We start from the raw sequence: 15,894 nt of genomic DNA, 5'->3' as shown, positions 1-15,894 counted from the left end.
TGCGTATCATAATAATTCCTTTATTTTTGTCTGATGATTCGTTTCAGCGTAAGCGAAAGCGTTACGACGATGATAAAAAACAAAACGGAAATCGCCGACGCATAACCGATATTTCTGAATTGAAATCCCTGTTGATAAATATAATACGTCAGCGTTTTTGTCGATTCTTTCGGACCGCCCTGTGTCATCACATAAGGCTGCGTAAATAATTTCATAGCCGATATCATCGTCACCTGCACGACGAATATCAGTACGTTCTTCACTCCGGGCAGTGTAACGTGAAAAAATTGCTGAACCGGACCTGCACCGTCAATCTCCGCCGCTTCGTACAATTCTTCGGGAATCGCCTGCAGCCCCGCAAGCAAAATCATCATGTGATAGCCGGCCGAATGCCAGCCCGACATAAAAATAATCGAATTCATTGCAGTCGCGGGATCATGTAAAAACATACTCGGTTGGAAACCGGCTTTAACGCGCAGCGCGTTGAGCAGACCCTGCGTCGGATTCGGATTGTAGATAAACGTCCACAAAATGGAAACGACGGTGATCGAAGTTACCAGCGGAGTGAAATACATCGCGCGGAAAATACCGACGCCTTTAATATTTTTTCTGACGAGCAGCGCCAACGCAAATGCGAGCGAGTCCTGATACACGACGACGACGAGCGTAAAGTAAACCGTATTCCGCAACGTCTTATAAAATGTCGGATCGGTAAACAGCCGTTTATAGTTTTCAAGACCAGAAAAAAATGCCGCTTCCGGCTGCAGCATGTTGAAATTCATAAAACTGAAGCCGAACGATAATAATACCGGCACGAGCAAAAAACAGCACAACAAAGCAATCGCCGGCACGATAAAAAATGCAACATAGCCTGTCGGCGTTTTTTTCAACGTTTTTTTATTTTCGTTCATCGTAATTCTCCCAAATGCCATTCAAACGATATAATTTAATAAATTCTTTTATTTGACTCGTTTCCATTCCGGGCATCGCCGTTTGATCGCCTTCCAGATAATACCGCGCCGTCATCACGGCGCTTCCCCCGTTTACAAAGAGCTCGACAAGCGATGCATCGACGATAACTTCCATATCTTTGAGATACGCGATCGGCTTTGTACACTTAATGATCCCTGCAACCGTTACCGAAAGCACACCGTTTCGATATACGAGGGAAAGATTTCCTTCGGGCGAAGAAACCAAATCGATAACAAATTCACGCTGTCCGTCAGATTCCATTTTTATTAAAAACGGTACGCGTACCGGCAGCGCATCTCCTTCGGTTTCCAATGAATACAACTCTTCGACAGGTGTTTGTACGAGAGTGCCGTCCGCCACATGGAGTTCCCGCGGAAACGATAAGGTACCGTTTGCACTCCCTCGCTTCGGTCGATACGATTTCAACTGATCGCTGTTCCAGCCGAAACAGATTCGCCTTGATCGATATAAAAAAGTCTGTACGGCATAAAAATCTTTACCGTAATCGAGGAGACCTGAAGATTCGGGAATAAATTTTTCTCCGTCGAATGTCCCAATCATGTATTTTACGTCGCGTTGAATATCGGATACCGGATCACTGTTGATAAAACCGATAATCAAAACCCACTTTCCGTCAAGAAAAAAAAGATCTGGACATTCGGCGACGGCGTATTTTTTATCGGACTCCGTATACATATCCGAAACGAATTCCCAATGTTCGGTATCTTTCGAACGGTATAAAAATACCGTCGGAACGGCGTTTCGATCGCCGCCGATAACCATAAAATAATAATTATTAAATTCAAATATCTTCGGATCGCGGAAATTGCGGCGAGAATTGCCCGCATCGTCATCTAAAACGTCGTGTTCGCCGGCAAATTCCACACCGTCAACACTCGACGCTTTTACTTGCCGCTCCTTCGCCCATGAACGATCATGGGCTCCGTAATGCCGTGTAAAAAATACGTGCATCGCATCGTCTTTGACAAGCGCACTTCCGGAAAAAGCGCCGCCTCGCAAATCGCGGCGATCTTGCAATTCTCTCTGCGGAAAAAATACGACAGGCATGTGTTTCCAATGCATCAAATCGGTGCTGACCGCATGCCCCCAATGCATATTTCCCCATACCTGAGCGAACGGATTGAATTGATAAAACAGATGAATATAACCCTTGTATACGCACAAGCCGTTCGGATCGTTCATCCATCCGACGGGAGGAGAAAAATGACATCGATTACGATAGGCTTGATCATAGCGGACATCCGTTAAAAAACGGATACCGTCATGCAATGTATTTTCTCCCGTATCCAAGTATACGAGATCGAAATCGCCGCCGTCCAAAACCAGACGATACGCCGTATTGCAGCGCAGAGAAAAATGCAGCACAAACGTTTCCGTCGCAATCTCCGCAGACGATTGCGGCATTTCACCGTTTTTCAGCAGCACCGTCATATTACCGTGAGATACGGTTTTATGCCCGAATACGGAGATACCGGCATATCCGTTTGAATCGAACTTTATGGAATTCATCTTTTCCTTTATTAATTAACAATTATTAAAATTACAAAACCTTACGGAACGGATCTTCGTTCCGTAAGGCAAATATATTTTTAATTACCGATGCGAGCTTTTAAAACGAGAATACTCCGCATCGACAAAGGACGCCAATTCATCCAGGCTCTTTTTCGGATCGGAACCGGAACAGATATCGAGGAAAATCTCGGAAAACTTCGGCGACAAAACGGTATAGACCGGCGTTCTCGGACGCGGTACCGCACACGCAAACAATTCTTCCGAAAACACTTTGAACGGCATCGTATTCCACATCTTATTATTCGTATAATTGGAACGTCGCGACGGAGGATATCCGCCTTCCGTGCTGTACGCCAGCGTTGAATCGCTGTTTGTCATAAACTCAAGCGCGACGGCGGCGGCGGTTTTATCCTTTGCGTTTTTGGAGATGCCCAACGCCCAGCTGCCGCACGGAGATGCGGAAGATTTATTGTTTGTGACCGGATAATACGTTACGCCGATCGGAAAATTCGGATAATTTTTTAAGATACCGCGCAGCTGTCCGGAATTGGTAATCCACATCGCGCTTTTTCCGTCTTGAAATTCAGTCGGCGACGGATCGATATTTGCGAGCCCTTCTTTGAAAAATCGCTGCAGATATGCAGCCGCTTCGACACCGCCTTTATTGTTGATCCAACCGCTGCATTTGCTGCCGTCGGGACTTGTAAAAGCGGAATTATTCATATCCCAAAACGGCGACAAAACATACGGGATGCCTTCACCCTTATTCATGATCAATTTGATGCCGACACAGCTCGGAGTGGAAATCTTTTTTGCCATGGCATACACTTCGTCCCACGTGTAAGCGTCTTCGATACTTTTCGGAATTCGAAAACCGTTGGCGGCAAAGATTTCTTTGTTATAAAACAGCGCGCACGACGATTCGTTTAACCCGACGGCATAGAGGCGGTTATTATACGTTCCCTGTATGATGATCGACGGCATCAAATCGGCTTTGCTTTCCGCCGAAACGTAATCGTCGATCGGAATAATAATACCGTTTGCCGCATAATTCGCGACATTCGGTCCGTCAAGCGCCAAGAGATCGGGAAGTTGATTCGTAAAAGCAGCCGAATTGACTTTATCTTCGTACGCATACGACGAACCGCGCGGAATATACTGGATCGTCAGATGATACTTATCTTTATAAGCTTCATTAAAATCGGCGACACGCTTATCAAATGCGGGAATCATCGATTTGTTTTCCTGGTACCACATGGTAATTTCTTGTATACCGGTACTTCCGCTTGAAGGCGAATCTTCTTTCGTTCCCATTGCAAACAGCATCATCGCGGTAACGGACAGCGCTGTGCACAAACACAACATTTTTTTCATAATGCCTCCTATAGAAAAATCCGACAAAGAATTGTAATGCGATAAAAGCGCAAAGCAGACCGCGTATCGGTAAAGCTCGACAAGTAAAATACAACACGATGCCATGCGCTTTTATCGCTATTATTTTACGGGATATTCTTATATATTGGTATTTTAATTTTTTGTCTTCTTTACAAAAAAAATGACAATTTTTTTAAAACCGCCGTAAGCGGAAATCGGCGGGACTGCAGCCGGTCTCTTTTTTAAAAGCGGTAATAAAATAACCTTCATCATTATAGCCGACTTTTGCCGCAATTCGCGCGATCGTTTCTTCCGTGGTACGCAGCAGTTCTTTTGCTTTTTCCATTCTGGTACGTATAAGCATGTCCATAAAATTTCGTTTACAATTTTTACGTATCAATTTAGAAAGGTATGCTGTATTGTAACACAACCGCTCGGAAAGCGTTGTCAAAGAAATATTTTCGGCATAGTGCTCTTTGATATAATTTTCAACGATAGTTGCAATATCCCGTTTCATTTCACCGTCCTGCACTTGCAGACGATGGAAGATACGCAACAGCTCATCTTTCACTTCGCAAACGTAATCCGCAGCTTTTTTGCCGACATAATCACCGATAGGCATATCGCTGTTGGTTAAAAACGCTACTTCAACCAATACATCACGGATATTTTCACATATCTGCTCACTGTTGCCGGTATTCGTTGTAAGCGTCATAACCAATTTTTCGAATTCACTCACCAGCAGAACGCGATCTCTTGCCTGGATTGCAGAAAGGATTTGTATCTTTTGCGTTTCAAAATCGGCGAAAACGATCGGCGCCGTATCTTTCCGCTCAAAACGGGAAACACTGTTTTTTCCGTGCAGCAAATTGTTCCGTAATACATGCAATGCCTGTCGCTTCAGTTGCGGCAGACTGAAAATATCATCGTCCGCAAGACTGATGCCTGCGGAAAAAGAGAAATTAAATCGCTTCCATACCGAAAGCTGTGCTTCTTCCAATGTTTGCAGGACGTATTTCCGGCACCGCTCGGCTTCGATTTCACGGGGAAAACAAAACAGTAACACATATCGTTCAAATTCGAATCGCAAAAGATTGCATTCGTTCGCTTTTTTGACAACCTTTAACAAGCTGTCCCGAAGCACATAGGTTTCCAATTTTTTTTCGCCGTCTCCCGAAACGGCGGCGACGACAAAATGACCGACGTTCAAATCGTCGGCCGAAACGGTATTTTTATCAAATTTAAAAACTCCCCGCAAAGCGTCGGACAGAAGCTGTTCTTGTACCGCGAATTTCATACGCTTTACGGTATCGGTAAGCTCCCGTGTTCGCCGTCCTTCCATGCACCGCACATCCAAAAATTTCGCCGCCTTCTTTAAAACCGCACGCAGCGCACCGACGCTCACCGGCTTTACCAAAAAATCGAATACGCCGATACGCAGCGCTTTTTGTGCATACGAAAATTCGGAATAACCGGTAAATACGATGATCAGGGCATTACTGTGTATCTCGCGAAACGCATCGGCGAATTCCAAACCGTTCATGCCGGGCATTCTGATGTCGGTAAAAACGATATCGGGCATTAATTTTTTCGCTAAAGCCAGCCCGTCCGCTCCGTCAGGGGCTTCTCCGACAAGGGTGCAGTTTTCGTTCTCCCACGGAAACATCCGCATACCCTCCAAGACAATCGGTTCGTCGTCAATTATCATTACGCGGTACATGTTCGTTTTCCTTCCGAAGCCGCATCGTTACGACCGTTCCGACGCCGGCTGTCGATACGACGGATAATCCGTAATCCTGTCCGTAATATAACTGCAAGCGTTTATGAACATTGAGCAAACCCTGAAACTTTTTCCCTTGCCGTTCGGTAAGCACACGCCCCGCAGTTTCGGCATCCATTCCGACACCGTCATCGGAAACGGTAACGACCACATCGCATCCCCTGTCTTCAAACGCAATACTGATAATTCCGTTGCCCGCTTTCGGTTCCATACCGTGAATAAAAGCATTTTCGACGATCGGCTGCAACACGAGTTTCGGCACAAGATAGGATTTCAGCACATCCGAAACGGCGATACGTACCTGCACTTTATCCCGAAACCGCATTTTTTGTATATATATGTAATCGTCGATATTGTTAAGTTCCTCACCCAGGGTAATAAAATCGATCGCGCGATCGATACTGGCATGGAAGAGATTTGCCAGCGAAACGGTTATCTGCGCAATATCGTCCTGACCGGTCATCTGCGCTTTCCAATACAGCACGTTCAGCGTATTGTATAAAAAGTGCGGATTGATCTGCGCCTCAAGCATCCTCAATTCGGCCTGGTTTTTTAAAAGCTTTACACGATACTCCGAATCGATCAGGCTTTCGATCCGTTTTACCATATCATTAAAGCAACTGCCCAATTCTTTAAACTCGGGATTTTCATCGGGCATAATACGTACCGAGAGATCTCCGTTTGAAAAGGCATGCATTGCAGATATCAAACGATTGATACGCCGTACCGAATACTGCGAAAACAAAAACGATATCCACATCGCTGCAACGATGATGGCGAATACCAGCAAGAAAACTATAAGCATGATTTTTTGAATACCGTCATAAATCACGCTTCGCGAAATACATCCGACCGTAGTCCAGCGTGTCGAATCGGACGTTCGATAAAAGACAAAATAATCGCGTCCTTTGATTTTAATAACCGAATTATTCCGCCGTGCTGCAATATCATCGATAAGCAACGGTGAAATCATATTCGCATTTCCGGTTATGCACTGCATGTTTTCGTCAAAAACGGCAAACATGCCGTCCCGTCCGAAATCGAGCTCTTTCAGCGGCTGCGCAAATACGTCAGCATACAGTACGATATCGAAAAAACCCAACCGATCGAAATTCCGCGAACTTTCTATGGGTCTGATAAGGTGCATGAGATGAGTATCGGTATCGCCGATCCACTTCGCATGATATCCGAAATCTGCTGCATTCCTGATATCACCGTAAAAATTGTTTTCACTTCCGATAGGATAATGCGTATAATTACCGGCGGTATCGTAGAGCGTCATAGAGCGCATCAATGCATTGTCGTAAAATACGGCAAGCCCCTGTTCGAGGGCAAAAAGCTCGGCCCTTGAATTTTTTATCCCCGCATATACGTTATGCAGATAATTTTGTACCCGTTCCGTATAGATCACTGTAGTCGATAGCGCCTCTATCCGCTCGGTTATCATATCTATACTGTTCGATGCCTGAGAAACACTGTTGGAAGCATCGCGTACAATTTGTTCCTGCATTTTGCGATAAAATAATCCGTAAATCAAACAGGTAATGATAATAATAGGCAGGATCGACAGTAACAAAAAGACAGTGAATTCCTGCGCGTATACGCGCAGCCGATAAAATTTACGCAGTATCAGCCCGCTCATATAACGTCGAAAAAATCGGGGAGGATGCCGTTCGCATTGTTTAAATCCGATACGTCAAGTTTTTTCCGCGGCAGTTTTTCGTGCATCATGAACGAATGGTATCGGCGAAGCGAACTCGTGTCAATCGACAGACCCGGCAGATCACACAGCCGGGTACGGTCGCATTATCCTTTGATGCCCGCACACATTCTCAAAGACGCAACTATAAAGGTTCGGACAGGGCGGACAAATTCACTTTTCAAAAGTGAATTTGTCCAGGATACCGATTTTATGCGCCGCCTCCGAAAATCTATCGGAGGCGGCAGTATGTAATTAACGGCCTTTTACCTTTGCCCACAAATCGTTCCAGTGCTCGAGCATTTTATCTTTGTTTTTACTCAAGTAAGCATGATCGAGTTCGATAAGCTTAAAGCTGTCCGTCGGGGGCATATTCGTCGGCTTGCACCTGCTGTTGGTCGGGCGGCCGAAGATCTTTGCACGTTCATCTTGGAATTCTTTCGATGCGCACAAATCGATCATGGCTTTTGCGGCCGTAAGGTTCGGAGAATTTTTGCACACGGCACCGCCGGACGCCATCGCCGTATTTCCTTCGACGGGATAGACGATTTCCATAACCGCGCCGCCGAGCGAAATGATACCCGCCGGCGTCGATTCGTAGGAAAGTCCTACCGCATATTCGCCTTCGTTTACAAGATTGAACACGTCCTTTGAAGAATTGGTTTTAAAGCTTTGCCCCATAATTTTTTCGACATAGGCCCAGCCTTTCGCATCGTCAAAAGTATCTCCCATACACGCAAGCATGGTCTGAAGCTGCCGCCAGCCGGATGAAGCGGCGGCGGGGTCTGCCAGGATGATTTTACCCTTGAGCTTCGGATTGAGACAATCCTGATAACCTTTTACCGTAACACCCAAATTTTTTAAGATCTTCGGATTCACGACGAGGCACATGAGCTGAACGTCCCAATACGTATAGTAGCCGGACTTGTCATGAAAGAGCTGTTCGTTTTCGACGGTCGATGTATAGGGCTGAAGCACATCGTGATACTTCGTTCCGTCCGCGGCGAACATACCGCCGACGATGCAGTCCGCCTTGCTCGACGCATCCGCGCGTATCTTCGTTACAAGCGTACCGACGGAATCGGCTACGATTTCGACTTTGCATTTCGGATAGAGTTTGTTCCAGAGATCGAGAATGATCTGCTGCTGCGTTTCTTCAAAGGTCGTATAGATCGTTACGACACCGGTGACTTCGTCGGCGCTCTTTGCCCATGCGGGGCGAGGCCCTGCACTTTCCGCCGCCTTCGAATCGTTCGAACCCAGTGCATACACGCACATTCCCGCTGCAAGCAGCATAAAAGCGAACAATGTTTTTTTCATAAAACCTCCTATAAAAACTTTTGCAGGATGTTAGAGCCTGCGGCTCGTTCTGTAAAGAACCGATTCTACATGTCCGCTTTCGCGGACTTCGAATCAACATCCGTTTATTATAATAAATCGGAAAACTTCCGATCGATTAACAAAAAACAAATCGCGGTATATTACACCTGCACGTCTTCGAGTTTCGTAAAACGCAAATATACCGCCAAACAAATAATTGTTAAAATCGTAGTAACGGACGCAAACACGGCAGCCACTCCGTAAACGCCGTTATTGATCTGTACATAGGTCCCGATCGTAAGCGTCATCGTTCTGTTATTGTACAAAATGACGCCGCTCGACATTTCGGTAATAATCGATACCCAGCTTAAAACCGCACCGGAAATGATGCCGCTCGACATCATGGGCACGGTAATTCCCGCAAATGTTTTTACTTTAGTCGCTCCGAGACTCAGCGCCGCCTCTTCGATACTCGGCGTTATCTTCATCATGGCGGCGGCGGCGGATCGGCTCGTAAAGGGCAGCCTTCGTATAGCCAAAGCCGCAATCATAATGCCGAGCGTACCGGCAATGGCAAACGGAGGCTTGGAAAACACAATGACAAGCGCAATACCGATTACGGAACCCGGCATGATATACGGCAGCATCGAAATCGTATCAAGCGTGTGACTCATGATATTGCTGCGTCTCACCACAAGATACGCAATCAACACCGCAATAAGTATTATGATCGCGAGTGTAAAAAAACCGACTACCAGCGTGTTGCCGGTCGCGCGGAACAAATTTTTTTGGAACGCTTTTTGATAATTAATAAGCGAATAACCCGGCAGCTGAATGCTGTTGTTGTAATTTCTGAACGATATGTAGATGATGTAAAACTGAGGCAGCATGGCGATCGCAACGAGCACGTAACAATAGATATGCATGAGCACGCCTTTGACGCCGCGGCAATTTTTCACTTCGATCGGGTGCATCGCGCTGATCGTGAATTTAAATTTATTCGTCGCAAGTTTTTGAATGAGAAAAATGACCGCCGTTATAAGCACGACGAGAACGCTGATCGCCGCAGCAAAGTGATTGTCCGCACCGTTTTCGCCGAGGTACGCGTTGTAAATCAAAACGGGACAAGTCGTATATCCCCGCCCGATAAGAAGCGGAGTGCCGAAGTCCGCAAAAGAGCGCATAAACACGATGAGCGCCGCCGCCAAAATAGTCGGCATGGTCAGCGTCATGAGTACGTGGAAAAAGCGATCGACTCCTTTGCAGCCCATGCTTTCCGCAGCTTCCATAAGCGAGCGATCTATATCGCGGAAAGCGCCGTTCATATAAATCATCACGAGCGGAAAAAGCTTCAAAGTCTGTACGAACACGATGCCGCCGAAACCGTAAATCGTAACGTGCGGAATGCCGAAGGATTGCAGTATGCGCGTTACGAGTCCGTTATTGCCCATAAGCAAAATCCATGCGTATGCGCCGATAAAAGGCGCGGACATCGTACAGAGCAGGCTCATCACAAAGAGAAATTTCCTGCCGCGTAAATTGAAAAACGTATAAAAGTACGCGAAGGGTATGCCGAGCAAAAGGCAGCACAGCATGACTACCGCAGCAATTTTACAGCTGTTGAATACGGTCGAATAATAATAATTTTTGGCAAAAAAACGGGCAAACGCATCGAACGAAAGGCTGCCGTCTACGTAAGCCGCTTCACGAAGCAATCCTCCGATCGGATAGATAAGAAATAAAACAAAAAGGAAAAATATGACGACCGCAATAATATTCCAAAACTCGAACACTTTCCGTCTATGCATGCATATCTCCTTCGTCTATTCGTTTTACGCCTTGCATAATGCTTTCTTTGGAATCCGCATCGAAAATATTGATTTTTTCGGTATTGATTTTCAGCGATATTTTCGTTCCGACCGGAATCATTTTATTGACATCGGATTCGCGGATGATTTCGGTACGCTCTCCCGTCGCAAACTGCACGAAATAATGCGTGTTCAATCCGAGAAATACGCTGTCGACGATTTCCGCCGGTATGCCGCTGTCGTCTTTATTCTGATTGATGATCAGCTCTTCAGGGCGGCAGGAAACGAGAACTTTGCCCTTCAGCTTTTTCGCGGGATCGATCGTTTTAACGGAAACGGCGTAACCGCCGGCAAATTCCAGCCGCGCGTCTTCTCCGCTCCAGCTCAGCGAAGCTTCCATCATATTCGACTTTCCGATAAAACCCGCAACAAAAGTATCTGCAGGACGCATATAGATATCCTGCGGACGGCCGCACTGATGTATGACACCGCTTTTCATAACGGCAATTCTGTCGGAAATAGCCATAGCTTCTTCCTGGTCGTGGGTTACATAAACCGTTGTTATACCGACATTTTTTTGTATTTCTTTTATAACGGAACGCATTTCAACCCGCAGCTTCGCATCGAGATTCGATAAGGGCTCATCCATAAGCAGAACATCGGGCTGTATGACAAGAGCCCGGGCAAGTGCGACACGCTGCTGTTGTCCGCCCGACAATCTGTCAGGCATTCGATCGGCGTATTGATCGACGTGCACGAGTTTTAAAAACTTATCGGTTTCTTTTTTGATTTGCTCGGGCGGAAGCTTCCGAGTGCGCAGTCCGAATGCAACGTTTTTACGCACCGTCATATTCGGAAAAATCGCATAGTTTTGAAACACCATACCGATATTGCGCTTGCCGGGATCGACATCGTTTATCTCCCGATCGTCAAAATAAATTTTGCCGCCTTCAATGCTGTTGAAACCGGCAATCATCCTCAAAAGCGTCGTTTTGCCGCAGCCCGACGGACCGAGCAGCGTAAACAATTCTCCGTTACGGACTTTGATCGAAAGATCGGGGATGACGACGCTACCGTCTTCAAACTTTTTCAGCGCATGCTCTACCGTAATCGCTACACTCATTACAGTCCTCCGAAAAATTATTAATTATTAAAAACTATCAATCGTGTCGCAAAGCATACCGATGCACATCGTCGTAAAAAACAGCAGCGTTTTCTGCCCGCTTTTAACATGCGGACGGACATCGCTTCCGGCAAAACCGGAACAGCCGCCGCGCAAAAAGCGGGTGTTCCCGTCTTCTCACTCGTACAAAAAGCACGCAACGGAGTGCCCGGACGCCGCTTGTGCGGGTTTTACGAATTTCGGCTGGCATTGTTTGCATTTTTCCATGCGGTTCGGGCAGCGGTCGTAAAAATAACAGCCCGGACGCTGCGTGTCGGGAGAAGGCACGTCGCCTTTCAATATGATGCGCTGGCGCTGCCGTTCGACTTTCGGATCGGGGATCGGAACGGCGGAAAGCAGCGCTTTCGTGTACGGATGGAGCGGATTCGCATAGAGGTCTTTATAGCCGCCCGTTTCGACGATCTTGCCGAGATACATGACGGCGATCCTGTCGGAAATATATTTGATGACCGCCAAATCGTGCGCGATAAACAGATACGACAGCTCCATCTCTTTTTGAATGTCTTTAAAAAGGTTCAACACTTGCGCTTGGATCGAAACGTCGAGTGCGGAAACGGGTTCGTCGGCGAGTATGAGACGCGGTTTCAGCGCAAGCGCGCGTGCGATACCGATGCGCTGCCGCTGACCGCCTGAAAATTCATGAGGAAATCTGTTTTTGAAAAATTTCGAAAGACCTACGAGTTCCATGAGGTGTTCGACGCGGGACGTTATGTCGGCTTCGGCTATATCGAGCAGTCCGTATTTTTTGTAAATGCGCATCGGTTCGGCGATGATTTCCGACGTCGTCATGCGCGGATCGAGCGACGAATAGGGATCCTGAAACACGAGCTGCATATCGCGCCGGACTGCGATCATTTCCGACTTTTTCATCTTCGTCAAATCTTTTCCGTCGAGCATTACTTTTCCCGCAGTCGGCTTGTACAGATGCGCGACCGTCCGCACGACGGTCGATTTTCCGCAGCCCGATTCGCCGACAAGTCCGAGCGTTTCGCCCTTCGCTATGTCAAAACTGATGCCGTCGATCGCGTAGATATATTTTTTTTTGCCGCCGAAAAGTCCTTCGCTCCCGTCGGAAAAATGCATTTTCAAATCATGTACTTCAAGGATATTGTCGCTCATTTGGTCGTGTCCTCTGCGGTAAACGTTCCGCCGTCTTTTTGCGCATAGAGCCAACACGCCGCATGGTGCGTACCGGAAAAGTCCACTACGGGCGGATAGCGGTTTTTGCACACGGGCAATGCCTTATGGCAGCGCGGATAAAACGGACAACAGTCGGGCAAATCGACGACGTTCGGCGGCTGCCCGTCGATCGAAAAGAGCCTGCCTTCGTCGTCGCGGTCAAGACGAGGCACCGATTTGATAAGCCCCTGCGTATACGGATGTTTCGTGTCGTAAAAGATGTCTTCGGTCGTACCGCGTTCGACGATGCGGCCGGCGTACATGACGACGATCGTGTCGCACACTCCGGCAACGACGCCGAGCGAATGCGTTATCAAAATGACGGCGGTTCCGAGACGGTGGGTCAAATCCTGCATCAAATCGAGTATCTGCGCCTGGATCGTCACATCGAGTGCGCTCGTCGGTTCGTCCGCGATGAGTATGTCGGGATTGCACGACAGCCCCATTGCGATCATGACGCGCTGACGCATACCGCCTGAAAACTGATGCGGGTATCCGTCGATACGTTTTTCCGCCGCAGGGATGCCGGTAAGCTTCAGCATTTCGATCGCTTTTTCTTTTGCAGCCTTTTTGTTCAACCCCTGATGCAGGCATATCGTTTCGATCATCTGCGTCGAAATCCGGAGATACGGATTGAGAGATGACATCGGATCCTGAAAGATCATCGCGATCCTGTCGCCTCGTATTTCCCTCAAGCGCGCATCGCTCATCTTTAACAAATCTTCGCCGTTAAACAGCACTTCCCCGCCTTCGATTTTTCCCGGCGGCGTCTGAATCAAATTGATAATGGAAAGATTCGTAACGCTCTTTCCCGAACCCGACTCGCCGACAAGTCCGAGCGTTTCGCCTTTGTGCAGGTCGAAAGTCAAACCGTCGACGGCTTTTACGACTCCCGCGTCGGTGTAAAAATAGGTGCGGAGGTCTTTTACCTGTAGAATCACTTCGTCCGTCATATATGCCTCACACCCTGTTTTTCGACTGCGGATCGAATGCATCGCGTGCGCCGTCGCCCAAAAAATTCATCGCAAACAAAAACACCGTCATGACGACTGCCGGCACAAGCAGACACCACGGATAGAGCGCCATACCCTGCACGCCGTCCGCAATGAGCGAACCCCACGACGCAAGCGGTGCAGAAATGCCGAGTCCGAGAAAAGACAAAAAACTTTCGCTCATGATAAAAGACGGAAGCGACAGCGCCGTATACACGATGATGATGCCGACCGTATTCGGAATAAGATGATGCATGATGATGTGCCACGGACGGGCTCCCATCGAACGGGCGGCAAGGACGAACTCCATGTTTTTCAAACTCATCACCTGTCCGCGCACGACGCGGCCGATCGTGAGCCACGACACGAGCGCGATCGCGATAAAGAGGATGGCGACGTTTCGCCCGACAATCGCCATCATAATGATGACGACGAGCATATACGGCAGTCCGTACATGACATCGACAAAGCGCATGAGAAACGAATCGATTTTTCCGCCGGCGTAGCCCGCGATCGCACCGATGACGATGCCGATGAGAAGCGCAGTCACCGTACCGATAAGACCGACCATCATGGAGATGCGTCCCCCGTACACCGTGCGCGACAGCATATCGCGGCCAAGAGAATCGGTACCCAAAATATAGCGACGGTTCTGTTCGGGATCGGTTTTATTGCGCTCTTCAATCGCAGCGATCGCCGCCCGTTCTTCAGCGTTGTATTCGCTGCGCTTTTCCTTTGCCATCACTTTTGCAAAATACGCTTTGCGCGTTACGAGTTCGACGGCTCCCGCTTTTTGAAACGACGGCGGAAGATTCGTATGATTGAGATTTTGCTGCGCATACGGATAAAACGGCAGCACAGGCGCAAAAAGTGCAACGAGCGCATAGACGACGACTATCCAAAAACTCACATACGCCATTCTATTTTTTCGCAGGCGGTTCCACGCATCCGCCGTCAGCGACACCGATTTCATTTCCTGATTGAATTCGTTTGTCGCTTTTTTTTGTTTTTTAATCATAGCGTTTTAATATTCCCGTTATTTATAAGAGATTCTCGGATCGAGGAATCCGTACAAAATATCGACGATAAGGTTCATAACGATGAGGATACCCGAATACACGATGACCGTACCGATGATGAGCGTATAATCGCGGTTGAGCGCCGATTTGACGAAAAAGTTTCCGATACCCGGCACGAGAAACACCTGTTCGATAACGACCGAACCAGTAACGATACCGGCAAAGGCGGGACCGAGGTAGCTCACGACCGGAAGCAGCGCGCCTTTGAGTACGTGCTTTACCATGACAACCGAATTTTTCAAACCCTTTGCACGAGCGGTACGCACATAATCGGAGCGCAGTGTTTCAAGCACGCTCGCGCGCGTGAGCCGGGCAATCGACGCAAAGCGGGGAAGAGCGAGTGTAAAAGCCGGCATGATGAGCGTTTTCCATCCGTAGCGCCCCGTGATCCAGCCCGAGGTCGGAAGCCATTTGAGCGTAAGCGCAAAGACAAACACCGCGACCGGCCCCACGACGAAAAGCGGCACCGAAAGACCTACGCTCGCAAAGGACATCGTCGTGTAATCGACCCACGTGTTTTGTTTTACTGCGGAAATGAGTCCGAACGTAATACCGAAGAGCATAGCGAGGGCAAGCGCGATGACGCCGAGCAGAAGAGAGTTCGGCATACTTGAGCCGATAAGCTGATTGACCGTAAAATCCTTGTTTTTGAACGACGGTCCCAAATCGCCGTGGAGGACACTGACAACATAACGGATATATTGCTTAAGCAGCGGTTCGTCCATGTGATACTGCTTTTCGAGATTTGCGAGGATTTCCGGAGGAACTTTTTTTTCACTTGCAAAGGGGCCGCCCGGTGCGAGCCGAGTGATAAAAAAACTCAGTGTAATGATAACGAAAAGCGTCGGAATGAGACCGAGTAAACGTTTTATAATAAATTTTCCCATATACAGTACTCCGGTATAAAAAAAAACGGAACAGCCGTTTTAGACCGTTCCGTCTATTGTACCAGAAAATTACATTTTCTGCAATTTA

12 protein-coding genes are annotated in these 15,894 nt (G+C 47.7%); all 12 read right to left on the bottom strand.

All coding sequences use genetic code 11. The annotated features are described in order from the left end of the window. Positions 1 to 20: 20 nt before the first annotated feature. A complete protein-coding gene (locus tag H9I36_RS04980) occupies positions 21 to 911 on the bottom strand; it encodes a carbohydrate ABC transporter permease (RefSeq protein WP_187384275.1) in 891 nt (296 codons plus the stop codon). Continuing rightward, positions 898 to 2,502, bottom strand: coding sequence for a glycoside hydrolase family 32 protein (locus H9I36_RS04975; RefSeq protein WP_187384274.1), 1,605 nt, complete (start codon positions 2,500 to 2,502; stop codon positions 898 to 900). The genes H9I36_RS04980 and H9I36_RS04975 overlap by 14 nt, the downstream gene beginning before the upstream one ends. Positions 2,503 to 2,586: 84 nt before the next feature. After that, on the bottom strand, positions 2,587 to 3,879 hold the full coding sequence (locus tag H9I36_RS04970) for an extracellular solute-binding protein (RefSeq protein ID WP_187384273.1): 1,293 nt from the start codon (positions 3,877 to 3,879) through the stop codon (positions 2,587 to 2,589). A gap of 193 nt (positions 3,880 to 4,072) precedes the next feature. Then, positions 4,073 to 5,551, bottom strand: coding sequence for a response regulator transcription factor (locus H9I36_RS04965; protein WP_187384272.1), 1,479 nt, complete (start codon positions 5,549 to 5,551; stop codon positions 4,073 to 4,075). 25 nt (positions 5,552 to 5,576) lie between these two features. Further along, positions 5,577 to 7,169, bottom strand: a complete 1,593-nt coding sequence (locus tag H9I36_RS04960; RefSeq protein ID WP_187384271.1) for a sensor histidine kinase — start codon at positions 7,167 to 7,169, stop codon at positions 5,577 to 5,579. Between the two features lie 444 nt (positions 7,170 to 7,613). Next, complete coding sequence (locus tag H9I36_RS04955; RefSeq protein WP_187384270.1) at positions 7,614 to 8,678, bottom strand: extracellular solute-binding protein; 1,065 nt, start codon at positions 8,676 to 8,678, stop codon at positions 7,614 to 7,616. Positions 8,679 to 8,839: 161 nt separating this feature from the next. Further along, complete coding sequence (locus H9I36_RS04950) at positions 8,840 to 10,486, bottom strand: ABC transporter permease (RefSeq protein ID WP_187384269.1); 1,647 nt, start codon at positions 10,484 to 10,486, stop codon at positions 8,840 to 8,842. Next, complete coding sequence (locus tag H9I36_RS04945) at positions 10,479 to 11,609, bottom strand: ABC transporter ATP-binding protein (RefSeq protein WP_187384268.1); 1,131 nt, start codon at positions 11,607 to 11,609, stop codon at positions 10,479 to 10,481. The genes H9I36_RS04950 and H9I36_RS04945 overlap by 8 nt, the downstream gene beginning before the upstream one ends. Positions 11,610 to 11,786: 177 nt before the next feature. Continuing rightward, positions 11,787 to 12,788: an ABC transporter ATP-binding protein gene (locus H9I36_RS04940; RefSeq protein ID WP_187384267.1), complete on the bottom strand. Its 1,002-nt coding sequence runs from the start codon at positions 12,786 to 12,788 to the stop codon at positions 11,787 to 11,789. After that, on the bottom strand, positions 12,785 to 13,801 hold the full coding sequence (locus H9I36_RS04935) for an ABC transporter ATP-binding protein (RefSeq protein WP_187384266.1): 1,017 nt from the start codon (positions 13,799 to 13,801) through the stop codon (positions 12,785 to 12,787). Before H9I36_RS04935 ends, H9I36_RS04940 begins: the two co-directional genes overlap by 4 nt. Positions 13,802 to 13,808: 7 nt before the next feature. Further along, positions 13,809 to 14,858 carry an ABC transporter permease gene (locus H9I36_RS04930; RefSeq protein WP_187384265.1) on the bottom strand — a complete coding sequence of 350 codons (1,050 nt, stop codon included), beginning with the start codon at positions 14,856 to 14,858 and terminating at the stop codon, positions 13,809 to 13,811. 18 nt (positions 14,859 to 14,876) lie between these two features. After that, entirely contained in the window at positions 14,877 to 15,806 is a 930-nt protein-coding gene (gene oppB, locus H9I36_RS04925; protein ID WP_187384264.1) for an oligopeptide ABC transporter permease OppB, read from the bottom strand. Positions 15,807 to 15,894 lie beyond the last annotated feature (88 nt).

It is taken from the genome of Treponema sp. Marseille-Q4130 (assembly GCF_014334325.1).
In the GTDB taxonomy this organism is placed as follows: Bacteria; Spirochaetota; Spirochaetia; order Treponematales; family Treponemataceae; genus Treponema_D.
This window is presented reverse-complemented; position numbering and strand designations above follow the sequence as displayed.